Source organism: Acinetobacter sp. Marseille-Q1623, assembly GCF_902809895.1.
Taxonomy (GTDB): Bacteria; Pseudomonadota; Gammaproteobacteria; order Pseudomonadales; family Moraxellaceae; genus Acinetobacter; species Acinetobacter piscicola_A.
On sequence record NZ_CADDWG010000001.1, the window covers coordinates 1290252 to 1316538 of the forward strand.

Annotated in this window: 26 protein-coding genes; 10 read left to right on the forward strand and 16 right to left on the reverse strand. The window is 36.7% G+C overall.

All coding sequences use genetic code 11. The features are described 5' to 3' along the window. Positions 1-3: 3 nt before the first annotated feature. The 6 genes from ispC to rimO all read right to left on the reverse strand — a co-directional run bounded on the left by ispC (position 4) and on the right by rimO (position 5539). Positions 4-1200 (reverse strand): 1-deoxy-D-xylulose-5-phosphate reductoisomerase, encoded by a 1197-nt coding sequence (gene ispC, locus HUV91_RS06155; RefSeq protein ID WP_174492870.1) that lies wholly within the window; start codon positions 1198-1200, stop codon positions 4-6. Next, a complete protein-coding gene (locus HUV91_RS06160) occupies positions 1201-2025 on the reverse strand; it encodes a phosphatidate cytidylyltransferase (protein WP_130073835.1) in 825 nt (274 codons plus the stop codon). After that, positions 2025-2777, reverse strand: coding sequence for a polyprenyl diphosphate synthase (gene uppS / locus HUV91_RS06165; protein WP_174492871.1), 753 nt, complete (start codon positions 2775-2777; stop codon positions 2025-2027). The genes HUV91_RS06160 and uppS overlap by 1 nt, the downstream gene beginning before the upstream one ends. Positions 2778-2785: 8 nt before the next feature. Continuing rightward, entirely contained in the window at positions 2786-3340 is a 555-nt protein-coding gene (gene frr, locus HUV91_RS06170) for a ribosome recycling factor (protein WP_130073837.1), read from the reverse strand. Between the two features lie 78 nt (positions 3341-3418). Then, the gene (gene pyrH, locus HUV91_RS06175; protein ID WP_111857931.1) at positions 3419-4147 is read right to left on the reverse strand and encodes a UMP kinase; all 729 of its coding nucleotides are present in this window, start codon (positions 4145-4147) and stop codon (positions 3419-3421) included. A gap of 48 nt (positions 4148-4195) precedes the next feature. After that, positions 4196-5539, reverse strand: coding sequence for a 30S ribosomal protein S12 methylthiotransferase RimO (rimO, locus tag HUV91_RS06180; RefSeq protein ID WP_174492872.1), 1344 nt, complete (start codon positions 5537-5539; stop codon positions 4196-4198). Between the two features lie 363 nt (positions 5540-5902). Here rimO and glnL point away from each other — a divergent pair, with 363 nt between their 5' ends. Continuing rightward, positions 5903-7012, forward strand: coding sequence for a nitrogen regulation protein NR(II) (glnL, locus tag HUV91_RS06185; RefSeq protein ID WP_130073839.1), 1110 nt, complete (start codon positions 5903-5905; stop codon positions 7010-7012). Beyond that, positions 6999-8489 carry a nitrogen regulation protein NR(I) gene (gene glnG, locus HUV91_RS06190; RefSeq protein ID WP_174492873.1) on the forward strand — a complete coding sequence of 497 codons (1491 nt, stop codon included), beginning with the start codon at positions 6999-7001 and terminating at the stop codon, positions 8487-8489. Before glnL ends, glnG begins: the two co-directional genes overlap by 14 nt. 49 nt (positions 8490-8538) lie before the next feature. Here glnG and HUV91_RS06195 read toward each other — a convergent pair whose 3' ends face one another. The 3 genes from HUV91_RS06195 to aceI form a co-directional block, all read right to left on the reverse strand. Further along, the gene (locus HUV91_RS06195) at positions 8539-9072 is read right to left on the reverse strand and encodes an SMI1/KNR4 family protein (protein WP_174492874.1); all 534 of its coding nucleotides are present in this window, start codon (positions 9070-9072) and stop codon (positions 8539-8541) included. A gap of 2 nt (positions 9073-9074) precedes the next feature. After that, a complete protein-coding gene (locus HUV91_RS06200) occupies positions 9075-9458 on the reverse strand; it encodes an SMI1/KNR4 family protein (RefSeq protein WP_174492875.1) in 384 nt (127 codons plus the stop codon). Between the two features lie 76 nt (positions 9459-9534). Beyond that, complete coding sequence (aceI, locus tag HUV91_RS06205) at positions 9535-9957, reverse strand: chlorhexidine efflux PACE transporter AceI (protein WP_130073841.1); 423 nt, start codon at positions 9955-9957, stop codon at positions 9535-9537. A 102-nt stretch (positions 9958-10059) separates the two neighbouring features. On the opposite strand from aceI, the gene HUV91_RS06210 reads away from it, so the two are divergent. The 4 genes from HUV91_RS06210 to HUV91_RS06225 all read left to right on the forward strand — a co-directional run bounded on the left by HUV91_RS06210 (position 10060) and on the right by HUV91_RS06225 (position 14075). Beyond that, positions 10060-10950 carry a LysR family transcriptional regulator gene (locus tag HUV91_RS06210; protein ID WP_130073842.1) on the forward strand — a complete coding sequence of 297 codons (891 nt, stop codon included), beginning with the start codon at positions 10060-10062 and terminating at the stop codon, positions 10948-10950. Between the two features lie 90 nt (positions 10951-11040). After that, the gene (gene tal / locus HUV91_RS06215) at positions 11041-12030 is read left to right on the forward strand and encodes a transaldolase (protein ID WP_130073843.1); all 990 of its coding nucleotides are present in this window, start codon (positions 11041-11043) and stop codon (positions 12028-12030) included. Positions 12031-12128: 98 nt separating this feature from the next. Continuing rightward, the gene (leuE, locus tag HUV91_RS06220) at positions 12129-12779 is read left to right on the forward strand and encodes a leucine efflux protein LeuE (protein WP_174492876.1); all 651 of its coding nucleotides are present in this window, start codon (positions 12129-12131) and stop codon (positions 12777-12779) included. Between the two features lie 123 nt (positions 12780-12902). After that, on the forward strand, positions 12903-14075 hold the full coding sequence (locus tag HUV91_RS06225) for a benzoate/H(+) symporter BenE family transporter (protein ID WP_174492877.1): 1173 nt from the start codon (positions 12903-12905) through the stop codon (positions 14073-14075). Positions 14076-14099: 24 nt separating this feature from the next. On the opposite strand, the gene HUV91_RS06230 is transcribed toward HUV91_RS06225, so the two are convergent. Both HUV91_RS06230 and map read right to left on the reverse strand, forming a co-directional pair. Then, entirely contained in the window at positions 14100-14654 is a 555-nt protein-coding gene (locus HUV91_RS06230; protein ID WP_174492878.1) for a DUF4274 domain-containing protein, read from the reverse strand. Between the two features lie 377 nt (positions 14655-15031). Beyond that, positions 15032-15826 (reverse strand): type I methionyl aminopeptidase, encoded by a 795-nt coding sequence (map, locus tag HUV91_RS06235; RefSeq protein ID WP_130073847.1) that lies wholly within the window; start codon positions 15824-15826, stop codon positions 15032-15034. Positions 15827-16165: 339 nt separating this feature from the next. On the opposite strand from map, the gene brnQ reads away from it, so the two are divergent. Both brnQ and HUV91_RS06245 read left to right on the forward strand, forming a co-directional pair. Continuing rightward, complete coding sequence (gene brnQ, locus HUV91_RS06240) at positions 16166-17458, forward strand: branched-chain amino acid transport system II carrier protein (protein WP_130073848.1); 1293 nt, start codon at positions 16166-16168, stop codon at positions 17456-17458. Between the two features lie 459 nt (positions 17459-17917). After that, positions 17918-18163: a hypothetical protein gene (locus tag HUV91_RS06245; protein ID WP_174492879.1), complete on the forward strand. Its 246-nt coding sequence runs from the start codon at positions 17918-17920 to the stop codon at positions 18161-18163. 60 nt (positions 18164-18223) lie between these two features. Here the strand turns inward: HUV91_RS06245 and HUV91_RS06250 are convergent, their stop codons facing one another. Further along, a complete protein-coding gene (locus HUV91_RS06250; RefSeq protein WP_130073864.1) occupies positions 18224-18682 on the reverse strand; it encodes a hypothetical protein in 459 nt (152 codons plus the stop codon). Between the two features lie 144 nt (positions 18683-18826). On the opposite strand from HUV91_RS06250, the gene HUV91_RS06255 reads away from it, so the two are divergent. Then, positions 18827-19684 carry an alpha/beta fold hydrolase gene (locus HUV91_RS06255; RefSeq protein WP_174492880.1) on the forward strand — a complete coding sequence of 286 codons (858 nt, stop codon included), beginning with the start codon at positions 18827-18829 and terminating at the stop codon, positions 19682-19684. Positions 19685-19780: 96 nt separating this feature from the next. Here HUV91_RS06255 and HUV91_RS06260 read toward each other — a convergent pair whose 3' ends face one another. Beyond that, a complete protein-coding gene (locus tag HUV91_RS06260; RefSeq protein ID WP_174492881.1) occupies positions 19781-21316 on the reverse strand; it encodes a TerC family protein in 1536 nt (511 codons plus the stop codon). Positions 21317-22214: 898 nt separating this feature from the next. Here HUV91_RS06260 and HUV91_RS06265 point away from each other — a divergent pair. After that, a complete protein-coding gene (locus tag HUV91_RS06265) occupies positions 22215-22679 on the forward strand; it encodes a MarR family winged helix-turn-helix transcriptional regulator (protein ID WP_174492882.1) in 465 nt (154 codons plus the stop codon). Between the two features lies 1 nt (position 22680). Here the strand turns inward: HUV91_RS06265 and HUV91_RS06270 are convergent, their stop codons facing one another. From HUV91_RS06270 to HUV91_RS06280, 3 genes are all read right to left on the reverse strand, one after another. After that, on the reverse strand, positions 22681-23343 hold the full coding sequence (locus HUV91_RS06270; protein ID WP_174492883.1) for an SOS response-associated peptidase: 663 nt from the start codon (positions 23341-23343) through the stop codon (positions 22681-22683). A 121-nt stretch (positions 23344-23464) separates the two neighbouring features. After that, positions 23465-24688 carry a CaiB/BaiF CoA transferase family protein gene (locus HUV91_RS06275; protein WP_130072519.1) on the reverse strand — a complete coding sequence of 408 codons (1224 nt, stop codon included), beginning with the start codon at positions 24686-24688 and terminating at the stop codon, positions 23465-23467. A gap of 50 nt (positions 24689-24738) precedes the next feature. Then, positions 24739-26163, reverse strand: coding sequence for an MFS transporter (locus HUV91_RS06280; protein ID WP_174492884.1), 1425 nt, complete (start codon positions 26161-26163; stop codon positions 24739-24741). Positions 26164-26287 lie beyond the last annotated feature (124 nt).

The following is a 26287-nucleotide window of genomic DNA, read 5'->3' on the forward strand; positions in this document are numbered from 1 at the left end:
AATTTAGCTTTCCAATTGCGCAATATGTTCAGTTGCAATATTTCGTGCAAATTCATCTGTATACAAAATCTTTTCAATTGATTCTGCTGAACTATTTTGAACGTGATTTAAAGTATGTTCAACCACTTGTGCAATGTCTAAAAATTGAATTTTTTCAGCCAAAAACGCAGCGACAGCAACTTCATTGGCAGCATTTAAAATTGCAGGTGCTAATCCACCCGATTGCATCGCTTGGCGTGCCAATTTTAATGCAGGAAAACGCACCAAATCAGGCTGTTGAAAATCTAACTGAGAATGTAAAAACAAATCTAAAGGTGGAACATGTGTTGTGATCCGTGTTGGCCATGCCAGTGCATGTGCAATCGGTGTACACATATCAGGATTACCCATTTGAGCCAAAGTCGAACCATCTACATATTGAACCATTGAATGAATAATACTTTGTGGATGAACAACAACTGTAACAAATTGTTCTTTAATTGAAAATAAATGACACGCTTCAATCAACTCTAAGCCTTTATTCATCAAAGTTGCAGAATCAACAGAAATCTTGCGTCCCATCGACCAATTAGGATGTTTACATGCTTGCGCAGGCGTCACTTTTTGTAATTGTTCCAGACTATGATTTAAAAATGGTCCACCTGATGCCGTCAACAATACTTGCTGTACACCCAGTAAAGGCTCACCATTTTTTTCAATGTGCAAGTAATTTTGTGGAAGACACTGAAAAATAGCATTATGTTCAGAATCTACAGGCAACAACAATGCTTGATGCTCTTTTGCCGCTTGCAACATCAAGTCACCCGACATGACCAAAGCTTCTTTATTGGCCAATAAGACACGCTTACCTGCTTTCACGGCTGCAAGTGTTGGCAACAAACCTGCCGCCCCTACTATTGCCGCCATCACCACATCTACATCAGGACAAGAGGCTACAGCAACTAAACCCGCTTCATCACAAAGAATTTCAATATCTTGCAAATTCTCTTGTTTCAACAAGCGTTGTAACTCAGACACTTTATCTGAAGGCACAACCACGATTTTTGGTCGAAATTGTTTGCAAATTTCACTCAGTTCCTGAATACGGCTATAAGCCGATATTGCAAAAACTGAATAGGTTTCAGGATGTTGTTCTATAATTTTTAATGTGCTGCGACCAATGGAACCCGTAACACCCAAGATACAAACAGATTGTGACATCTACAAATTTACACCAATAAGTTTTAATACAGCCATACCTGCAGCAAAAATCGGTGCCGCAGCCAGCAATGAATCAATACGATCTAGCACTCCGCCATGCCCCGGCAAAATACGACCTGAATCTTTAATTCCTGCACGACGCTTGATCATTGACTCGAACAAATCGCCTAAAACAGAACTAAACACAGTAATAATAGAGAGAATTAAAAAGAGAATATGTTGTGGAAGCGTTAGATCCAAGTAATTATATTGCACAATAACAATGACTATTGCGACAGTAACAATACCACCCAACAAACCTTCAATCGATTTGTTTGGGCTTACGTCAGGTGCTAGCTTACGTTTACCAAATTTACGTCCAACAAAATATGCACCACTGTCCGCACCCCAAACCAATAAGAATAGGTACATGAGCCACCACGGTGAACTTTCCCATACTTTAAAAATTGCCGTGACTGCAGCACTAATCAACACTAAACCAATCACATTCAGTGTAGCATTATACCAACCATCATATTCAGGATAGGATTTTACCCAATATAAGCTGCATAGCCATGTCAGAATGGATGCACTCCACAAAATCAATGCAAGATCACTAAAATATAAAGCCAAACCAGAAATGCAGGCAGTAAACACACCAAAACAAGCTGCTTTTAGTTTAGACACAGTTTGAGTAGGATGAGGCATGAGTTTAAACCACTCATAACCTGCCGCCCCAGCTGCGATAATCATTAACACTAACATTGGATATTGTGAAGTTGTTGCAAACATACAACTGAGTACGACTGCAACCAACACCAATGCGGTAATTATCCGCTCTAACATTATAAATTCTCTATATGCTCTTGTTGAATTTGTTCAGATGTTTTTCCAAAACGTCGTTCACGACCCGAAAAAACATTAAACGCATATTCTAATTCTTTCACGGTAAACTCAGGCCATAAAGTCTGGGTAAAATACAATTCAGCATATGCAGCCTGCCAAAGTAAAAAATTGGACAAGCGGAAATCACCACCCGTTCGAATCAATAAATCAACAGGTGCCAAATCACCTAAACTGACCATTCGACCAAACATTGCTACATCAATTTGATTCACATCAATTTTTTCATCTTTCACCAATTGCGCAAGTTGTTGTGCCGTATGCGCAATATCCCACATACCACCATAACTAATAGCAATTGTTAAAGTCATGTTACTGAACTTAGCAGTCCTTTGTTCAGCATGCAACATTAATTCTTTTAGCTCAGGTGAAAGTCGACTACGATCACCAATAAAACGTAAAGAAATTTCAAACTTTTCCATACGTGGAATCTGTTCATGAATTGTTTCTTCCAACAATTTCATCAACAAATCCACTTCGTACTGCGGACGGTTCCAATTTTCACTGGAAAATGCAAAAACAGTCAGTGCTTGCACACCCACTTTACGACAATGCTCTACGATGGGGTCAAGAACATTCTTACCCTCACGGTGTCCATCACCTTTTTGCAATTGTTTCTTTTTCGCAAAACGATTGTTGCCATCCATAATGATGGCAACATGTTGAGGAAGATGGTTGTCTTCAGATGTGGTCATTATACGTTTTAGACCTTCATCAAATCAGCTTCTTTTGCAGCTAAACGCTTATCAACTTCAGCCACAAATTTGTCAGTGATTTTTTGAATATCATCACCTGCACGACGCTCATCATCTTCAGAAATTTCTTTATCTTTCAATAATGACTTAATATCACCCAATACATCACGACGAATATTACGGATTGCAACTTTAGCATTTTCAGCTTCGTTACGTGCAATTTTCAACATGTCTTTACGTGTTTCTTCAGTCAATGCTGCCATAGGTACACGAATTGCATCAGCAGTTACAGGGTTCAAACCTAGATCTGACTCACGAATCGCTTTATCAATCGCATTCACCATTGAACGCTCAAAAGGTTGAACCAACAAAGTACGTGAATCCTCTACACCAATGTTTGCCACTTGGTTTAATGGCACATCAGAACCGTAGTAAGGAACCATGACACCATTGAGAATCGATGGATGCGCACGACCTGTACGAACCTTTGCGAAACCGTGTTCTAAAGAGTCAAGAGACTTGTTCATACGGTCTTCAGCATCTTTTTTAAGATCGTTAATCATCTGATCTTCCTTACTTATCTATCTAAATTGTATAACCAAAAATGGTAATAGTATAAAGTGCTTTACACGTTACGTACATTAGTTTGTAACGTGAGTCCCCTCTTTCTCACCCATCACCACTGAAAGTAATGAACCCGCCTTATTCATATCGAACACTTGCAATGGCACATTATGGTCACGGCATAAACAAATCGCGGTTAAATCCATCACACCTAATTTTTCATCCAATACTTGGTCAAAAGTCAGTGCTTCATATTTCACAGCATCATCATATTTACTTGGATCTTTGTTATACACGCCATCAACTTTAGTGGCTTTTAAAATCAAATCTGCTTCGATTTCAATCCCACGTAAACATGCTGCTGTATCTGTCGTAAAGAACGGATTCCCTGTACCTGCAACAAATACACACACTTCACCTTGAGTAAGATGACGAATCGCATCACGACTTGAGTAAGACTCAACTACCGCACCAATTGGTAAAGCAGACATTAAACGTGTTTTAATGTTACGGCGCACCAATGCATCACGTAATGCCAAACCATTCATCACAGTCGCAAGCATGCCCATTTGGTCACCTGTGACACGACCCACTAAACCATCTTTTTGCAATTGGCTACCACGGTATAAGTTACCACCACCAACAACAATACCGACTTGCACCCCCAAACCCACCAAGTGTGCAATTGACAATGACATTTGATCCAAAACTTGCGCATCAATACCCATGTCTTTATTACCAGCCAATGCCTCACCTGATAATTTCAATAAAATACGTTCAAAACGTGGTTTTTTTGAATCTAACATTGTCAAAACTCCAATTTCTATACTTAATATTTTTTAAATTTCAAATTTTCAAGCGGATTGAATGCGAATCAATTTTGCAAATAAATCATATTCATCTGCATCTGTAATTTCGACTTCAAGTAAATCACCCGCTTTAATCAAAGACTTATCAATATCTTCAACAAAAACATTACCATCAATTTCAGGCGCATCTGCATAAGAACGTGCCACAGCAACAGGGAATTCTTCTTCCAAATCATCCACTAACACTGTCATGGTTTGACCAATACGCTTTTGCAATTTAGCTGCCGAAATCGCTTGCTGCACTTCCATAAAGCGCTCATAACGCTCTTGCTTAATCTCTTCAGGTACATGATCAGGCAAGTCATTTGCTGTCGCACCTTCAACAGGTGAGTAAGTGAAACAACCTACACGGTCAAGCTGTGCCTCTTTCAACCAATCAAGCAACATTACGAAATCTTCTTCAGTTTCGCCAGGAAAACCCACCACAAATGTTGAACGAATGACTAATTCAGGACATTTTTCACGCCATAATTTGAGACGTTCCAAAGTATTTTCGCTGTGGGCTGGTCGCTTCATCAACTTTAAGATGCGTGGGCTGGCATGCTGAAAAGGAATATCTAAATACGGTAAGATTTTACCTTGTGCCATTAAGTCAATGACTGCATCTACATGCGGATATGGATAGACATAATGTAAACGCACCCAAATTCCGAGCTGACCGAGTGCTTCACACATGTCATAGAATTTGGTTTTTACAGGTTGACCATTCCAAAAATCAAGCTTGTATTTGGTATCTACACCATAAGCTGAGGTATCTTGAGAAATGACTAAAACTTCTTTCACACCTGCTTTTTTCAACGCTTGCGCTTCATTGAGCACAGAACCTACAGGGCGAGAAACTAAATCACCACGCATACTTGGAATAATGCAGAATGTGCAACGATGATTACAGCCTTCTGAGATCTTCAAATATGCATAATGTTTTGGTGTTAAACGAATCCCTTGTTCAGGCACTAAGTCGATAAAAGGATTGTGTTTTGGTGGCTCAGGAACGTACTCATGTACGGCTTCCATCACTTCTTGATATGCTGCTGCACCTGTTACTTTTAAAACATTTGGATGCATTTGGCGAATTTTGTCTTCATCTTTCCCCAAACAGCCTGTGACAATCACACGACCATTGGCACTCATCGCTTCACCGATGGCGTCTAAAGACTCTTGTACTGCAGATTCAATAAAACCACAGGTATTTACAACAACTAAATCAGCACCATCATAATCCGATGCTACATCATAACCTTCAGTCTTTAACTGAGTTAAAATTCGTTCGGAATCAACCAATGCCTTAGGACAACCTAAAGAAACAAAACCGACTTTGGGGGACTTCATGAATCTGCGCTCCACTAGAATGCGCGTATTGTATGTCTTTTCTCACGATAAAAATAGTTGAAATAGTCACTCTTTGCATAATGCACCAAAATACAACCATAAATAATTGCAAATAATATACATGCACCATTTTAGAACATTTTAATTTTACAGTATGATGATGTTTGACATTTAAACCTGTAAAAAGTGCAATTTGCGCGCATATTCCATTGAATGCTCTAAATTTCCGCACAAATATAAAAAGTTGGCTTATTTATTGCTTTATATTAGGTCGATTTAACAACAATGAATTGTCATATTAGAGAATTCAATACATCAGGTTCAGATGCCATTGCGCTATTTTAAAACAGGAACATTCAGCTAATGGATCAACACCCTAGCATTGATTATCGTTTATTGGTGGATAATTTAACCACCGCGATACTTTTGGTCGACTGTGATTTAAATATTTTTTATTTAAATTCATCTTGCGAAGCCTTGTTTGATATCAGTTTACTACGAGCAAAAGGTCAACCTGTCATTAATATTTTACATGCGCCAAATGATGATTTTAATACACTTGATGCACTCAAAAATTCTATTACAACTGGTCAAGCCTATACACGCCGTGAAGCAATTATTAATGTTAATTTTAAAGATATGCACGTTGACTATTCTGTGTCTCAGTTAAACACAGGTAAACCCTACCACCCATTGCTTTTAATTGAGCTTAACCCCATTGATCGAATGCTCAAAATTTCCAAAGAAGAAAACCTCATCCAACAACATCAAATCACTCGCCAATTGGTTCGTGGCGTTGCGCATGAAATTAAAAATCCTTTAGGGGGAATTCGTGGTGCAACACAACTGCTTGCACGTAGTTTGAATGATCCCCAATATACTGAATTTACCGACATTATCATCAGTGAAGTGGATCGCCTGCGAAATCTTGCCGATACCATGTTAGGCTCAAGACAACTGCCTAGCTATGAACCTGTTAATATCCACGAACCACTTGAACGTGTGCGTGCGTTAATTATTAATCAAACCAAAAAGAAAATTAAAATTACTCGTGATTACGATTTATCGTTACCTGATGTCAAAGCTGATCGTGATCAACTCATTCAAGTCATGCTCAACATTAGTGTCAATGCTGTACAAGCCATGACAGAAAATAAAGAGTTCTTTGTTGATGATCAACCTGCACTGATTTTACGTACGCGCATTCAACGTCTTGTCACTATTAATGGCGTATTGAATAAATCAGCGATTCGGATCGATATTGAGGACAATGGACCAGGAATTCCGCAAGAATTATTAGAATCTATTTTTTATCCACTCGTTACAGGACGTGCCAAAGGTACAGGTCTTGGGTTGAGTATTGCACAAAACATCATGCACCAACATAACGGAATGATTGAATGCCAATCTATTCCAGGCAAAACAGTATTTAGCTTATATTTACCTTGGGAGTCTCAACATGTCACAAAATAAAATCTGGGTCATCGATGATGATCGTGCAATGCGTTGGGTATTGGAAAAGACTTTCAAAGAAGAAGGTTTTGATGTCAGCAGCTTTGAAGAGGCACAATCTGCTTTAGATCAACTGAATACAGATACACCTGATGTGATTCTGACAGACATTCGTATGCCGGGTATTGATGGCTTAACATTTTTAGGTAAAGTCAAAGCCAATCATCCTGAGCTGCCTGTCATTATTATGACTGCACATTCTGACTTAGAATCTGCGGTATCGAGTTATCAAACAGGTGCGTTTGAATATTTACCTAAACCTTTTGATATTGATGAAGCATTGGCATTAGTGAATCGCGCAATCTTACACATCAATAAACTACAACAACAAGAGTCTGCAAAAACTACACCTATTCAATCTACCGAAATTATTGGTGAATCTCCTGCAATGCAGGAAGTTTTCCGTGCAATTGGGCGTTTATCTCAATCACACATTACCGTATTAATTAATGGTGAATCTGGTACAGGTAAAGAGTTGGTTGCACATGCCCTACATCGTCACTCACCTCGTAGCAGTAAACCATTTATTGCACTCAATATGGCAGCAATTCCTAAAGACTTGATTGAAACCGAGTTATTTGGTCACGAAAAAGGTGCATTTACAGGGGCAAATACTCAACGCCAAGGACGCTTTGAACAAGCCAATGGTGGTACATTATTTTTAGATGAAATTGGTGATATGCCATTTGAAACTCAAACACGCTTACTTCGTGTTTTAGCAGATGGTGAGTTCTATCGAGTTGGAGGACACATTCCTGTTCGTGTGGATGTACGTATTGTTGCTGCAACACATCAAGATCTAGAAAAACTCGTCCATGATGGACGTTTCCGTGAAGACTTATATCATCGCCTCAATGTTATTCGCATTCACATTCCAAAACTCTCTCATCGCTCTGAAGATATTCCGATGCTTGCCCAACATTTCTTGGCAAGCGCAGGCAAAGAACTTGGTGTTAGCCCAAAAATTTTACGTCAAGAAACTCAAGACTACATTAAACAATTGCCTTGGCCCGGAAACGTACGTCAATTGGAAAATACCTGCCGTTGGTTAACCGTCATGATCACGGGACGTGAAGTTTATCCTGAGGACTTACCTTCTGAGTTAAAACAAATCCCACTCAATAAAACCGATGAACAAAACAAAGCGCAAGAAGGTGGCATTGATCGAATTGCAGTCCATCACTGGGATGAATTACTTGGGCAATGGGCGGTACAAAAGTTAAAAAATGGCGAGATGAAATTACTTGATATTGCCACACCAATGTTTGAACGCACATTGATTAATGCTGCACTGCAACAAACACGTGGGCGTAAGCGTCATGCAGCGGAGCTACTCGGTTGGGGACGCAACACCTTAACGCGTAAACTCAAAGAGTTAGGTATGGACTCCGCTGACGATGATGAAGAAGATGAAAATCATAAAGCGGTGAATGAATAATTTTTAGCTTTAAACCGCTAAATTTAAGAATAGAAAGCTTTCGGGTTTTCTATTCTTCATCAAGATCGTAGAGCATTTCTAAAAACTCATGCAATCCATTTGCAACAAACTTGATATTTTCAAAGTAATTTTCACCACTTTCCTCATGCTCTAACTCATGATCCCAATAGTAAATTTTAGATTTAAATTCATCTCTCCAACCCAATAACAAATGATCACCTCCACCTGTTGAAGCGATTGGCAACATACTTTTAGGATAACGATCACTCATTGCATGTTGTACGCTATCAAATGAATCCTTCCAATCTAACAAACCATAAAAATAATTAATGACCTCATCACCAAAACAGTCTAATGTCGGTCGACCACCATTATGTTGCTTTAGAAATAACTGATATTCTATAGGTAAATCAATTGCATACTCTGTTTGAAATGTTTGAATTTCTTCATCTGTTACCTGAGCATGCGCTAACAAATAAAGTTGATATTTTAAAAACTTGTTATTTTTCTTCGTTGGATGAGATTTTAAATAAGCCAACTCTTCATCATCTACTGCTAAGCGTTTTATTTCTAACACAATCATTATCACTCTTGATCAATCAATTCTGCATTTAACATCAGATCTTCAAAATTTTTGTACAATTGTCTAACACTCCCTTCATCCAACCAATATTCCCAAATACTCATATCCACTAAATTAAAATAAAGCCGAGTACCATCTCCTGAACGAGCAAATACAAAAGTTTTTATAAATTGATCGAATTGAGTACTCTGCCAAATTTGTAAATATTCATAAGTACATAGCTCTTGTTTTACTTTAGAAAATAATTTCTGAATAGGATACAAATCAATATCATGCGCATTTTTAATATATAAACAATAGTACTCAAACTGCGTTAAAATCTGTAAATAGCGCGTTGGGAATTTAACTTTATACTTTTCTTCAATATTTAAAAATTCTTGAATCATTTTTTATATGCTATTATTTTTTTAAATAAAAAAGGCATGCAATACGCATACCTTCTCTTTACACCATAACACATCATCAATGCGCAGGTTGAAAACCTAAACGCGCTTCAATCGTGTCATAACACCATTGGAAAATAAAGGTATACACTAAAATACACGAGGTCATGCCCAAATCAAGCAAAATCGCTTGCCAGATACTCATATCCATCGCATATGCCACCATGGGAATGGTCGCCAACATCAAACCACCTTCAAAGCCAATTGCATGCAAAACACGCACACCAATTGTTCTTTTAAACTGGTGTTTCTTTTCTAATTTTTCAAAAAAATGATTAAAAATCATATTCCAGACCACAGAGGTAACTGCCATCGCCACACCCAAAGTCCCTGTCACTTCCATAGGGACTTCAAAAATAAAACTCAATGCAATCGCAATGATCACCAATAAGATGATTTCATAGCTGAGTGCATGAATAATCCTTCTTTTGGAAATCAACATGTTTCAATACTCAAATTTATTCGACAAATGCAATTTTATTTTTATAATAGTGAATAATAAAGTTAGATTCTTTCAATAAAATTGATAGATAAATCCTAAAGTATGAATATCAACCAAGAACAACTGATTGTTTTTAAAACTGTTATGGAATGTGGCTCTTTTTCTGCGGCTGCACGTAAACTTGCAAAAGTCCCTTCTGCCATCAGCATGTCCATTGCAAATTTAGAAATAGATTTGAATTTAAAACTTTTTGAGCGCATTGGGCGTGAGCCTATTCCAACCGCTCAAGCACATGTTTTATATGAAAAAACAGAACAACTTCTGATTGAAATGAATCAATGGAAACAGCAAGCTTTGGCTCTAGCGAATGGCTTAGAAACGTCATTGAATATTGTCGTTGTCACTGAGCTTTTACATACCGATTGGACAGAATACATTGCCCTGCTTGCTGAGCATTTCCCAACCTTACAAATTAATATTTTTTCTGCACCGCAAGAAGATGCTTTAAAAATGCTGATTAACCAAACCGCACAGCTCGCTTTAATGTTTGAACGTGAAATCTTAGAACGCCGTGAACAATTTGTTGAAGTTAAACGTGAAGCTTTAGTACCTGTTGCTGCACAGCATTTTCCACTTGCACAACATGATGTGGTGACTTTCGAGGAAATTTTACAAAGTCGGCAAATCGTAGTGGCAAGCCGAGATAAAACCATTAAACCCGAACTACTGTATTCTAAAAATTATTGGCGTACTGATAATCATCATTTGGCGTGTTCAATGATTTTACAAGGCTTAGGTTGGGGCGTTTTGCCTTTACAAATTTTTGAGGAAAATAGTCAGTACAAAAAAAATCTTAAAATTTTAAATTTGGCAGATTTTACGCCCAAGTTTGAATATTACGTTGATTTGGTTTGGAATCGTGAAAGTCATTTAGGACAAGCTGCTCGTTTTTTGATTAATCACATCAGAAATCAACGAATTCATACAAAATAATGCACACTAAAACACTGAAACCACTTTCGCTGAAAACACATTGTGATATAAATAAAGTTACACGTATTTTTATCTAAGAATTAAACAGCAATGACACAATCAGCATTAGAGCAATTAAAACAACTCACCACTATTGTTGCCGATACAGGTGATTTAACTGCCATTCAACAATTTCGCCCTTTAGATGCAACCACAAATCCATCTTTAATTACCGCAGCAGCACAGCAACCTGAAAGTAAAGAATTAATTGAGTCTGCTTATTTACAAGCAAAACAAGAAGGTTATGTAGCAGATCAGTTGCTTGAACGCACCATTGACATTTTAACAGTCAAGTTAGGTGTTGAAATTTTAAAACTTGTGGAAGGTCGTGTTTCTACCGAAGTTGATGCTGCTCTTTCTTATGATACAGAAGCTACGATTGCTAAAGCCAAAGAATTGTTAGCATTGTACAAAGACTATGGTGTAGATCAAAATCGCATTCTGATCAAAATCGCTTCGACTTGGGAAGGTATTCAAGCAGCGAAAGTACTTGAGGCTGAAGGAATCCACTGTAATTTAACTTTACTCTTTGGGTTGCACCAAGCAAAAGCATGTGCCGATGCAAATGTGACCCTCATTTCACCATTTGTAGGTCGTATTCTAGATTGGTATAAAAAAGCTGAAAATGTGGATCACTACGCTATTGATAAAGATCCTGGTGTATTGTCAGTGAAACAAATTTATCATTTCTATAAACAGCATAATATTCAAACAGAAGTGATGGGCGCAAGTTTCCGTAGTATTGATCAAGTACTCGGGTTAGCAGGTTGTGACCTATTAACTGTTGCACCAAGTTTATTACAACAACTTGAACAAGATAATCGCACAGTCACTGCACAAATTTCTGCAAATCATGCACATGCACATCAAGAACATGCTTATACTGTGCTAGAAAAAGCACAATTTAAACAAGAACTTGAAAATGACCTTATGGCATTTCAATTATTACAATCTGGCATTGATGGTTTTATCAAAGCACGTGAACAATTACAAAGTTTATTGCGTCAGTCTTTTGGTTTAGATGCTGAAATTCAGGCTTAAATAAATCTAAATTAATTTCTTCATTTTTATGCTCAAAACCGAGTTTAGGCTTATAATCCGACTCGGTTTTTTACCTTTAGATATAAAGTGAGCAGCTGGTGTTTGGTATTACAGATATTGTAACGTTTATTATCGGCACAATTTTTATTGTGATTTTACCTGGTCCAAATTCACTTTATGTTATGTCTGTTGCATCGCGCTTTGGTATTAAAATCGGTTATTTGGCAGCACTAGGCGTCTTTACCGGCGATTTAATTTTAATTTTATGTACTGTTCTAGGTGCAGCATCTTTACTCCATAGTTTTCCTTGGTTATTTATTTTATTAAAAATCATGGGTGCTGCATATTTATCTTATTTAGGGATTCGCTTAATTATTGCGAGTTATCATACTTGGTTAAATACTCACGCTCAAAACATCGAAGCTACTGACGCCACCACGCAAAAAAATATTCATCCTTTTAGAAGCGCATTGACCATTAGCTTGCTGAACCCTAAAGCAATTTTCTTTTATTTATCTTTTTTTATTCAGTTTGTAGACCCTGACTATACTTATCCTGCACTTAGTTTCTCGATTCTCTCGATCGTAGTACAAATCACCAGTATGGCATATTTAAGTATTCTCATTTTTTCTGGTGTTAAATTAGCTCATTTTTTTAACCGTCGTTATAAAATTGCAGCAATAGGAGTTGCCTCAGTAGGCTTACTATTTTGTGGTTTTGGTTTAAAACTGGCTTTTTCAACAATATAAGTGTCTAAATAATATAAATATTCATAATATGAGAATTTTTCATGTAAAGTCTATTTTTGCAACCTACCCAAACGTGTATGATTTACATACTTTTTAGCTCAACTCAAATCTACGCAACGGATTATGCAAAAACTTCTTCAAGATTTCTCGATCCCCGCTGTCTTCGCAGGCTTTATTACCTTTCTGGTCGGTATTAGTGTTTCTTCAGTCTTGGTAATTCAAGCTGCTCAACTACTTGGTGCAACACAAACGCAAATTACTTCGTGGTTTTGGGCTTTAGGCTTAGCAATTGGTTCATGCGGATTATTTTTATCTTGGAAATTTAAGTATCCTGTAGCCACTTCATGGTCTACTGCGGGTTTAGCACTTATTCTTGCCTCAGGCAGTAACTATACGCTCTATGAAGCCATTGGTGCTTTTTTAGTGTGTGGGTTACTCACAGCAGTTTTAGGTTTTTTAGGCATTTTTGAAAAAGTACTGACTTATATTCCACAAAGCCTCACGAGTGCCATGCTTGCGGGCGTATTACTTAAGTTTGGGATTGCTATTTTTGCCAGTATGCAAAATGATTGGGGATTTATTCTTGCCATTTTAGCGATTTACATCATCAGTAAACGTCTATTTCCACGCTACTGTATTGTTATTACCGTAATTTTGGGTGTTATGATTTGCCCATTGTTTATGCAATTTAAGACCACCAACATTCATCTAGCACTAGCATACCCTGTTTGGATGAAACCTGAGTTTACTTGGTCTGCTTTGTTTGGTTTAGCATTACCTTTATTTGTGATTAATATGGCATCACAATATCTGCCGGGACTTGCCATGATTAAAAGTTATGGCTATGCGCCTCATGTCAAACACTTAATTGGTTGGACTGGTTTGACCCAAACCATTCTTGCACCTTTTGGCTGTTTTAGTGTGAACATTGCTGCGATTAGTGCTGCGATTAGCTTAGATGATCAAGTGCATCCTGATCCTAAAAAGCGTTATATTGCAGGAATGAGCTGTGGTATTTTCTACATCATCATGGGCTTATTTGCAGCCACGCTCACCAGTATATTGATGTCATTTCCACATTTATTTATTACCGCATTAGCAGGAATAGCACTGTTTGGCACAATCAGCCACAATATCGCGATTGCCTTTCATCGCATTGAAGACCGTGAAGCAGCACTACTGACCTTTTTATTTAGTGCCTCAGGTGTTCAATTCTTTGGGATAGGATCTGCTTTTTGGGGCTTACTATTTGGCTTAGCGGTTTCTATGATTTTGAAATTCAAAATCAAAAACTAAACTCATTGCATTGAGTTTAAGATTTCATCGATTATGTTGATGAATATGTTGTTCTGTAAATATAATTTCATGCTCATCAAATATCTTCCAAATTTTAGAGTTCCATAACTCCGTCAGACCTTCCTGAAAATCTGTATTGCGATACATTTTTTTGCCAGCTAATGCAATGCACATTTGCTCAGGAATAGGACGAAGAACCTTGGATTTATCATATGTCATTGTCCAATCTATGCCATCCTGATCATGTGCTGGATTGAATGCAATTTCATTCTTGTACCAAAAACCACGGATGTACTTTTCTTCCAAATTTTCAATAAAATCAAAAGTATTAATATACCAACTATCTTTAGCTAAAACTTTATCTCTATTGAGATACTGCTTTGCAAAAGTTGGATCACTCATCCAATAAACTGCTAAAAGCACTGCTCGATCTACCGTCTGATCTTGTATAATCCAATCTAGCAACTGATTATTACTATCCCAGTTGCAACTGATAACAGATTGATATAAATCTTCCGAAGATGCCTGATGCAAATATTCACTCCAAACAAATTGGATTAGCAACTCCAATTGTTGCATCGTAATTTTTTCATTACATTATTCTTAATAAGAATTATTTAAAGTTTTACAAAAATTCTAGCATACCTTTAATACTATTGGAAAATACAAGAATTGAGCCCTAATAATAGCCCACATTCCAAAAAAAAGACAAAAAAAAGCTTACCCTAGGATGGATAAGCTTGAAAACTGAAAATACTTCATTAGAAACTACAGCGAGAATCTATGGATAAGAATAATACCTGCCCACAAAATAAACAAATATTAAAAAAGTATAATTTTATACCTTAAAAATAAATATGAATGAAAACAAAAAGTAAGATGACGTAAGACGTAAAAAATAAAATAGTTTACAGGCTCAACACCGTATCAAACACCTTACCCGATTAGACTTCATTTTAGATTTCAGGATATTGTCCAGTCCCTTCTGGCCAAGGTGAAAGCAATTCAAAACCAGTATCTGTCACATAGACCATATGTTCCCATTGTGCTGTCAAAGAACGATCTTTGGTCACTACGGTCCAACCATCATTTAACTCTTTAACACCCGCTTTACCCGCATTGATCATCGGTTCAATGGTAAATACCATACCTTTTTTTAATTTTAAACCTTGTCCTGGTTGACCATAATGTAAAACATTCGGTTGCTCATGATATACCTTACCAATACCATGACCACAATATTCACGTACTACACTATAACCTTCACGATGCGCAACAGACTGGATTGCATAACCAATATCACCCAAAGTTGCATCTGGTTTTACCGCATGAATTCCAGCCACCATCGCTTCATAGGTTGTTTCTACTAACTTTTTCGCAGCAGGACTCACTTCACCCACAAAGTACATACGACTCGTATCACCAAAATAACCATCTTTAATAATAGCGACATCAATATTGATAATATCACCTTCTTTTAAAATGGTTTTTGCCGATGGAATACCATGACACACCACTTCATTCGGAGAAATACAGGTCGTTTTCGTATAACCATAATACCCCACATTCGCAGGGATCACTTTCAATGTATTTACAATAAAATCATGACAAATATCATCTAAATATTCAGTCGTTACACCAGGTTTTACATATTGACCTATCATTTCTAAAACCTGAGCAGCCAAACGCCCTGACACTCTTAATTTCTCAATATCGTGTTCAGTTTTAATCGTGATAGTTGAAGCTTTCATATCTTCTGCCCTCAAATGTAAGCCGTTATTATATGCCTTATATAAAAAAAATGGGCAATATGAATGATAAAATCTAAGCATTTCTGCATTTTATAGCGTTTAATTTTACGTTAAAGCGCTCAATATAAGTACAATTGAAAATAAAATAATTCAAATATTTAAAATCATATTCAAAAAAAACATTTTAGAAAAAAGTATATTGTTTTCATTTAGATAAATCCACTGAAACCTTGAACTATAAGTTTTTTATAATTAAATTTCATACGTTTTATAAAATAAAATACAAAACACCCAACTTTTCCCCTAAAATCTACAGTTTTTTGTAACACCACATCTCCTATGACTAATCTCCGTACCAAGGATATTATTGCTTTAGGGTTCATGACTTTTGCCTTATTCATTGGGGCAGGCAATATTATTTTTCCACCTATTGTTGCACAACAAGCAGGTGAACATGTTTGGTTAGCAGCGTTAGGATTTCTAATCACCGCTGTTGGCCTACCCGTTATCACGATTATGGCACTTTCAAAAACTGAAGGTTCTATTGCTATTCTTAGCTCACCTTTAGGTAAAGTTGCAAGTTTGATTCTTACCGTTGTGTGCTATCTTTCCGTTGGACCACTGTTTGCAACCCCTCGTACAGCAACAGTTTCCTACGAAATCGGTTTTTCATCTTATTTTGGTAACTCAAGCTCGAGTCTACTGATTTATAGTGTCATTTATTTCGCATTTGTGACATTGGTTTCACTTTATCCCAACAAACTACTCGACACAGTCGGTCATATCCTTGCACCTTTGAAAATTATTTCATTGGCGATTTTAGGGATTGCTGCATTTGTCATTCCAGCAGGTTTTATTCCTCCTGCGATTGATGGCTATGTCTCAAGCCCCGTATCTGAAGGCTTTGTTAATGGTTATCTGACTATGGATACCCTCGGCGCTCTAGTATTTGGTATTGTGATTATTCACGCAATCCGTTCACGCGGTGTGAATGACCCTAAACTTATTACTAAATATGCCGTAATTGCCAGCTTAATTTCGGGTATTGGTTTAACTTTGGTTTATCTGAGTTTATTTAAACTTGGGTTAGGTAGCCACGAAGTTGCACCAAATGCGAGTAATGGTGCAGTGATCCTGCATGCTTATGTTCAACATGCGTTTGGCGATTTAGGTTCTTTATTCCTTACCGCTTTGATTTTCCTTGCATGTATGGTAACCGCAATTGGTTTAACCTGTGCTTGTGCTGAATATTTCTCTTTACTCACTAAAATTCCTTATAAAATTTTAGTATTTATCTTGGTTCTATTTTCTTTAGTTATTTCTAATTTAGGTTTAACCAAGTTAATTGCTGTTTCAGTCCCTGTGCTCAGCGCAATTTATCCACCTGCGATTGTGGTGATCATGTTGAGTTTTTTATGGAAATACTTTAACAATCCTCGCTTAGTCATTGCACCTGTAACCGCAGTGGCATTTATTTTTGGGATTATTGAAGGAATTAAAGTCACAGCATTTGCTGACATTTTACCTGATGCCATTCAGCATTTACCGCTTAATGCCCAAAATCTTGCATGGTTAATTCCATCTTGCGTCGTTTTAGTTATTTTTGTTGTCATCGACAAAGTTAAAAAATAGTTTTGGATGATTGTTCTAAAATCTTATTTTACCCAAATATAGATTTTAACAGCACTCAATAATTGTGACGTTTACCCAACGAACTTTTATTGCTTGCATCCCCCAAAACTAACGTGAATCATCATTCCACTGTTTTTAGTAAATGACCGTCTAGGCATTTAGCTTATCTTACAATCCAATCACATGTTTTACCCTTCTTTTCCCCCTTCCTATTACAAATAAAATATTGTATGTTAAATGTTCTGCAAAACAGATGAGTTAAATCAAATACATACATTCAGCGTGATTTAAGTAATTTATAAATCATCACTTAAAGTCAATTTGTCATAAATATGTCACATTTATTTAGGATAATATGATGTATTTGCATTTAAAATAATAATTTGCTATGGTAAGGATCAACCAAGCAATTCTGACTAAAACAATGGGGTTTTTGTCGAGCAGACAGGAGGGATGAGGATGTTATCACTACATTCAAACAAGCAAGTCTTCATTAATTCTTTGAAGGCGAACAAAAAACTGGTCATTTATCTCAGTACAACTTTTGCACTGATGACAATTTTATTTTTACATGGTCTGATTCAAGGTAACTTAAAACCTGAGTTTTTTGTTTATGCTTTAGTCGTTTCTGCTGCATTTTGCATTTGGGAATTGATTGACCACAAAACACGTAAATCTGCGAAAGCCGCAGCTGCAACAGAATAAAAGATGGATGCACAAGCATCCATCTTTAAAAGAAAATAATGAGAAATAACAAATTGAATATTAATAAAATTTTAAAACCACACCAAAAACTAATATTCCCGTTGCCAAAACCTCACCTAACGCCAATAGCAGCATGGCAAAGCTCATCATCCATTGAGGTAAATGCCATTTTCCCATCTGATGCGGTACTTTAAATTGATTCGTTGTATCTTTTAGTGCGCCATGCAAAATATAGCTCATGATCGCAAAACTAAAAAAAATTAAATTAATCACCACACAAATAAAAGTAATACTTGCTGACCATGCAGAAAAATAAGCTAAAACTGCCAAAATCAAAGTCGCTGGTGCATATAAAAGGCTACTGCGATGTGCAATATCTACATAATAATGCGCCCGTGATTGCGAAGACTGACGGATTTGCATATATTTCCACACGCCTGTCAGCATACCTACCCATAAATATAAACCACTGAAAACAATTGCTATTTTAACCGATTCTGAAAACTGTAAATCATCCATTGTCATTTTGAAACCCTTATATCCTTTTTATAGTGTAGCCTTGTTTAAATCTATTTTCTGACTTTCTAGTCATACTTTTAACAAGTTTCTTTTTGGAACTCATGTACGGTATATATTATTTTCTACAGCTATTTCTTAAAACTTATGCAAACACCACAACAATTAAATATTACCTGTAAAGATGGCTATAGCCTCAGTGCAACTTTTTATGACATAGCATTCTCTACTACAAATTTACCCATTTTGATTTGCCCTGCTACAGGAATTACTCAAGGCTTTTACCGTGCTTTTGCTGAATGGTTAAATGAACAAGGCTATCAAGTTTTGGTCTTTGACTTTCGAGGGATCGGTGCCTCCCTACATGGTCCTTTAAAAAAATCGGATGCCAGTATTCAAGATTGGGGACAACTCGATATTCCTGCAGCTATTGATGCTTTATTAGTCAAGACTGGCAAATCACAAGTCATTTTACTAGGACATAGCGCTGGGGGTCAGCTCCTAGGAATTGTGCCTAACTACGCAAAAGTTGCCAAAGTCATTGCGATTTCAGGTTCAACTGGACATGTTAAAGGTCTAAAAGGTCGTACCAAACAATTAGCACCCGTCATGTTTAATCTGATCTTCCCTATTTCAAATCTTTTTAAAGGCTATGGCACAACCAAAATGCTGGGAATGGGGGAAAATTTACCGAAAAATGTAGCAAAACAATGGGCACAATTTTGCAGTCACCCAGGTTATGTTGAAAATGCATTAGGTAAAACCATTTTTGAAGATTTTCATCAAAATATTCGTTGCCCAATTACAGTATTTTGGTCATCTGATGATGAAATTGCCACCGAAGCCAATGTTAAAGATTTAATTCGTTTATATCCAAATGCCTCAACTCAAATGCATGAACTTGTACCCTCAGCTTTAGGTCACAAGCAAATTGGACATATGCTCATGTTCAAAAAATCACATCACAATATTTGGCCAATCATTGCTAAAGAACTCAATATTTAAAAGTTTATGCACTTAGTGTCGTAATCCATGCTAAGTGTCTTTTTATTTATGCCATAAAAAATGCCTCATCAATGAGGCATTTTTTAATCCAAGTAATTAAGCAACGCTATAAGTAATTTTCACAGTTTTAATACGATTTTCATCCATTTCTAAAACTTCGAAATGTACACCTTCAACTTCAATTTGCGTGCCTACTCGGACATCGGATTGTGCTTTATCAAAAATTAAACCTGCCACACTGAAATAGCCAGAATCTTCTTGAACTAAATCAACGGTTTCAAGTGCCAATTCTAATTGATACAAGTCCAACATCCCCGATGCTTTCCAAGTATGATCATCGACTTTAACCAATTCAAGCTGTTCATCCGCATCTGGGAATTCACCAGCAATTGCTTCAAACACATCGAGTGGTGAAATCAAGCCTTGAATATTTCCAAATTCATTTGTCACGAGAACCAATGAACCTTTTGATGAACGCAAAGTGTGAATCGCATCAATGACCTTCATTTTTTCAAAAATAAAAATCGGACGTTGACGTTTAATCAAAGCTTGTAACTGCTCAGGATCATCCAAAGCATCAATCAATTCTTTAGCACGGACAATTGTAACAACTTTATCCAACTGACCACGACACGCAGGGAACAAACTATGAGGTACTGACAAAATTTGTTCACGAATACGCTCAGGATCGTCTTCAAGATTCACCCAAGAAATTTGATTTCTTGGCGTCATAATTGAAGCAACACTACGCTCAGCCAACGTTAATACACCACCGACCATGTAGCGTTCTTCATCAACAAAGGTCTTTTGTGCTTCCACTACGTCAGGAGATGCGACAACATCTGCATCCAACTTACTGCCCATCAATTTTAAAATAGAATCCGCAGTACGATGACGTAAAGGAATTTTTGCTTGATGTTTCGCCGCATTACGATTACTAAACTGATTAAATGCTTCAATTAAAATTGCAACACCAATACCAGAATAAATATAGCCTTTTGGAATATGGAAACCAAAACCTTCTGCAATTAAGCTAATACCAATTAACAATAAGAAGCTTAAACATAAAATAACAACGGTTGGGTGACGGTTAACAAATGCAGTTAATGGTTTAGAGGCTAATAACATCACTGCCATTGCGATAATCATTGCAGCCATCATGACATAAATTTTATCCACCATACCAATGGCTGTAATCACGGAGTCTAATGAGAATACTGCATCTAAAATAACAATTTGCGTTACAACCGCAGCAAAGCTGGCATAAACAACATTGGTTGTGACTTGAACTTCGGGTTTACCTTCAAGTTTTTCATGTAATTCAGTGACTGCCTTATAGACAAGGAATAATCCACCAAACAACAAAATCAGATCTCGACCTGAGAAGGTTTTATCAAATACCGTAATCAAAGGTTCTGTCAATGTAACGAGCCATGAAATGGCAAATAACAGTCCCAAACGCATAATCAGCGCAAGAGAAAGGCCTAAAACACGTGCTTTATCACGTTGTTCTGGGGGAAGTTTTTCTGCCAAAATAGCAATAAAGACAAGGTTATCAATACCTAATACAATTTCTAAAACAATAAGAGTAAGTAAACCTACCCATATTCCAGGGTCTAATAAAAATTCCATTATTAGATCTCCTGCTCATTATTATAATTTACAACAGATAACTTAAATTTTAACCTACACGGCGACGGATCCATACATAAGACCTTTTCAACTAAATTATCTTAATTATGCATAATCTCACTATTTTGTAATTATTTTTTTTATTATTTTACAAATAGACACAAAATTTAAGGTTTTTTCAAGCTGAAATGTATAAGCAAAGATATCTTTATATTTTAAATATTTATCTATATTTTTCAAAAATCTCATTTAAAAAATATTTTTACTTTAGAGCGTTATAAGCTGCCAATTTATAGTTTAATACAATAAAAAGCACATTGTTGACTATTAGAAATACCATATTGCAACATGCAATAAGGTATAAAACGATGACCTTTACAACAAATATTTTTTATAATCAACTATATTATGCTTAAATCTAAATCAATTTTTTTTAAATATATCCCACTTGTCATTAGTGAAAGATATAAAAATAATGACATCATCAGATTAACTCTCTCATTTATACATCCATAGATATAAAAATATACCTACAGCTATTCAATAAAAAACAAAGCAAATTAATGAAGATCAACAAAAATTAAGATACAGTATCCTATCAACCATTACTTAGCATAAAATGATCGAAAAGATTTACATTCAATGATTCAATTTAATGTATCTACCCTATAAAATGAGTAAAATTCAATCAAAATAACCATCATAATCAAGGAACAAATGAAGTATAGTCTTTGATCCAATCCTATAAAATTGATGTATTATGTATAAAAACTTAATAAATTTCTCATTTTATGCATACTTCACCTCATTTTTATGTTGATTTAGAACATCAATTTACAATACTATTACAATTGTTATTACATTGGGCTAATAATTAGAAAAAACAAAGGAATTTTTGATGACCAAAAAATATTCAAAATTTTTACCAACAACCGATAATTTTAATTTGGCAGAATTTCCGTACTATTGGATTACCCAAGTTCATTCTCAATATGTACTTAATGTCGACCACGCATTAAAAAAATATGGAGTGGATAATTCTCGACGTCGCTTGTTATTGGCACTTGAGTCTAAACCAGATGCGAGTGTTTCAGAACTGTCTGATATGATTGTATCAAAAATGTCAACGACCACCAAAATTGTCTATCGTTTAAAAGATGAAGGCTTAGTGGATACGCGTTCTTGTAGTCAAGATGCACGTATTACACGCGTAAACTTGACTGATGCAGGTAAACAAATGATTTTTAAAATCAATGATTTAATGAGTGTCGTTTTAGAACAATCTTTCGAAGGTTTAACACCGCTGCAAATTGAAAAAATGATGGAAAGTTTAAAACACATTTTCAAAAATTTATCGCGCTAATTCATTCATCAAACATACTTAACTGTGGCGAGTTTTTGGCTTGACGTTGTTGTGGACAATAAAAGCACTCAAACTCATCTACAGGAAAGCCTTTGATAAATGGCGCAATATTTATATTTTTCCAACTCAACCATTGCTCGATGTGTTGTTGTGCAATCACAATAATAGAACGTTTAATATTGCCTGGTTCGTGAAACTCTTTCATCATAGCATGATCGATTGCATCCATGGTCAGCATACATGCCGAACGGATAATCTCTCCATTGATCTTGGTAATTTCATACAATGCGGCAATAAAAAAAGCTTGACCATCTTTACGTTTTACGCCCCAACGCTGCGCTTTTCCATTGATATACTTCGCCTCATAAAACTCTGTGACTGGAATCAGTCCAAATTTACATTTGAGCAATGCCTCTCTAAAACTGGCTTTTTCTAATAGCGTTTCATTTCGTGCATTATAGGTTCGTTTTGCAACATCTCGACTTTCAGCCCATTTTGGAATCAAACCAAAATTGACCAACCGCCACTCCAGCCCTAGCGCTGATTTAAACAATAACGGCGTTTGGAAACTAGGATATATTTCTTCAGGATATGAAAATGGAATTTCTGGTAAATTTAAATCGGCAATTTGCGCTAAAGTTGCTGGTTTATAATTTGCACACATAATCTAAAACACAATCATGATATTTGTATGACAGTATTTCAACAGATTACGTGTGCTTTGCAAAGTTAACTTTAATAATGATGTGTCTGACATCACACAAATATGGGGATTTCATCCATATTTATCCATTTTCAATAATGCCTTGTTCACACAAATTATTTAGGTATTCTTTAGAATAAAATTCTTGTAAAACATGTTGGGTATGTTCTCCTAGACGCGGGGGGGCTCGATGATATTGGATAGGTGTACCTGACATTTTGATAGGCGATGCGATGACTTTAAAATTCGGATTAAAAGCATGTGGAATATTAACCACCATCTTGCGATGTCGAATTTGCGGCTCATCTAGCGCATCCGCAATTGAATTAATTACCCCAACAGGAACTTTCAGCGCATGAATGGCATCAACCCAATGCTTGGCAGTATTGCTTAGAAAATACTCTTCCAATAGAGCAATTAATTCAGCACGATTTTTCACACGGTCTTGATTGCGAACATAGTTTGGATTGTCTAATAACTCAGGTTTACCAATCGCAATACACAGATCTTTGAATTGTTTATCATTCCCACATGCAATAATAAATGCTCTATCTTGCGCCTGAAATGTTTGATAAGGCACAATATTTGGATGACTATTGCCCATACGTTTGGGTACAACACCTGAAGTTAAATAGTTCATGCCTTGATTGGCTAAAGCCGCAACCTGAACATCAAGTAATGACATATCAATATGCTGTCCCTTTCCTGTTTGATGACGAGATAATAACGCCGCTTGGATCGCAATAGTTGAATACAAACCGGTCTGTAAATCGACCACAGCCACACCTACTTTTTGTGAGCTTGCACCTCGCTCTCCGTCTTTTTCCCCTGTAATGCTCATCAACCCTGACATACCTTGGATAATAAAATCATAACCAGGTTCTTCAGCACGTGGACCATCTTGCCCAAAACCTGTGATCGAACAATAGACCAATTTTGGATTGATTTGACTTAATGTCTCGTAGTCTAAACCGTATTTGAGCAAAGAACCTGCCTTAAAATTTTCAATGAGCACATCGGCTGTTTTCACAATTTCCTGAATAATTTTTTGACCTTCCGCAGAAGAAATATCCACAGCAACCGACAATTTGTTACGATTTGCACATTGGTAATAACCCGACTCTTTGGTTACTTGTCCATCTTGATCTAACATCCAAGGGGGTCCCCACATTCGGGTGTCATCCCCTAGTTTTGGTCGCTCAATCTTGATAACTTCTGCGCCCAAATCTGCCAAAATTTGCCCACACCAAGGTCCGGCTAAAACTCGGCTTAAATCTAAAACTCGAATTCCTTGTAATGCACCCACGTTTTATTCCTCTTAGACAAGGGCATTTTATTGCCCTGACTGCTCATATTTTAAGTTACGACTTGATTGGTTTTTTTCGTTGTTTTTAATGCTTGATTTTTTACAGTATTATGCTCAACACATTCAGAATGTTCAGTGGACACCAAACTTGATTGTTGTGGGTCATACTGACGCTCACAAATAAATAAAGCGGGGATCACACCTGCAATAAAATATGCCGTGCCCATCACAATAAATGCCATAGTGAATGAACCGCCTGCTGCGATCATGCCAATCGTTGCTGGCGCAATTGCTGCACCTAAACGTCCCATATTGTAAGCACCACCAATTGCAGTACCTCGTACATCTGTCGAGAATGATTCTGCCATATAGGTTGCATTTACACCGTATGGAATACCGTATAAAAATCCAAAAGTAACCAATAAATAAGCAATATTATCTGGCGTATTAAAGAAAATAATCACCGGTAAAAATGTGGCTGTCGCGACTGTACCAAAGACAAATGTTACTTTTCGTCCTAATTTATCTGCTGCATAACCTGCTAATATTTTCCCTAAAATCATCGCGGTATAAGCACCCACCATATAACCAGTCAATGATTTGAAATTCATGTGCAATTCAGTTTCAAGATAGGTCGGCATCCAGTTATTGACCCCGTAATAACCAAATTGTAAAAATGCAGCTGTCATCATCCAAAATAAAAACATTTTGCGGTGCTGCATATTGCCAAATATACGCTTGTAAATACTTTCACTTTGAACTTGTGACTGCTGAACATTCACAGACTGAGCAAGTTGTGAGTCAACGCCTTGTGCCTGTTTAATCTTCGCTTCTTGCCATGCTGCTGGCTCAGGCACAAAGCGCATGAAAATCAAAGCAAATCCTGCTGGAATAATGGTCACATAAAACAACATCCGCCAACCATGTTCAGGAATAATTGCCCCTGCCATCAAGGTTGCCACGATATAGCCTACAGTTTGACCTGTTTGTAAGGTACCTAAAACCGTGGTTCTATATTTAGTAGGAACATACTCAGCCATCAGGGTATTACACGCCATGTATAATGAACCTAAGCCAAATGCCCCAATAAAACGCAACACCATAAACTGTTCATAACTTTGCGTCATTCCCAAAATACACGTCATGATTGAAAAGAAAACCACCGACCATGCAATCGTCCTTACACGACCAAATTTATCACATGCCCAACCACCAGAAATACCACCTAAAGCCATCCCTGCTAGCGATGCACTGCCTAACATACCCGCTTGAAATGTCGTTAAACCAAACTCAGCTTTTAAACTGGTTAAACTGAACGACAACAGCATAATATCCACCCCATCAATCACGAGAGACACAAAAGCAAAAATAAATGCCAACTTCCATGTGCCACGATGAATCTTATGGGTTGTACCTACATTCGATGGTAGTTTATAACTGAGTACATTGGACTCAGTATTTAAATCTTTATTCATTCCTTTACCTCATTTTCCCAAATGAGTCATCGCAATTCCGTTGCTCTACATTGCCCTAAATCTTTGTCATTTTTTATTCTATTTATATTCAAAATTTAGACTGTTACATCTGTAGATTCTCAAG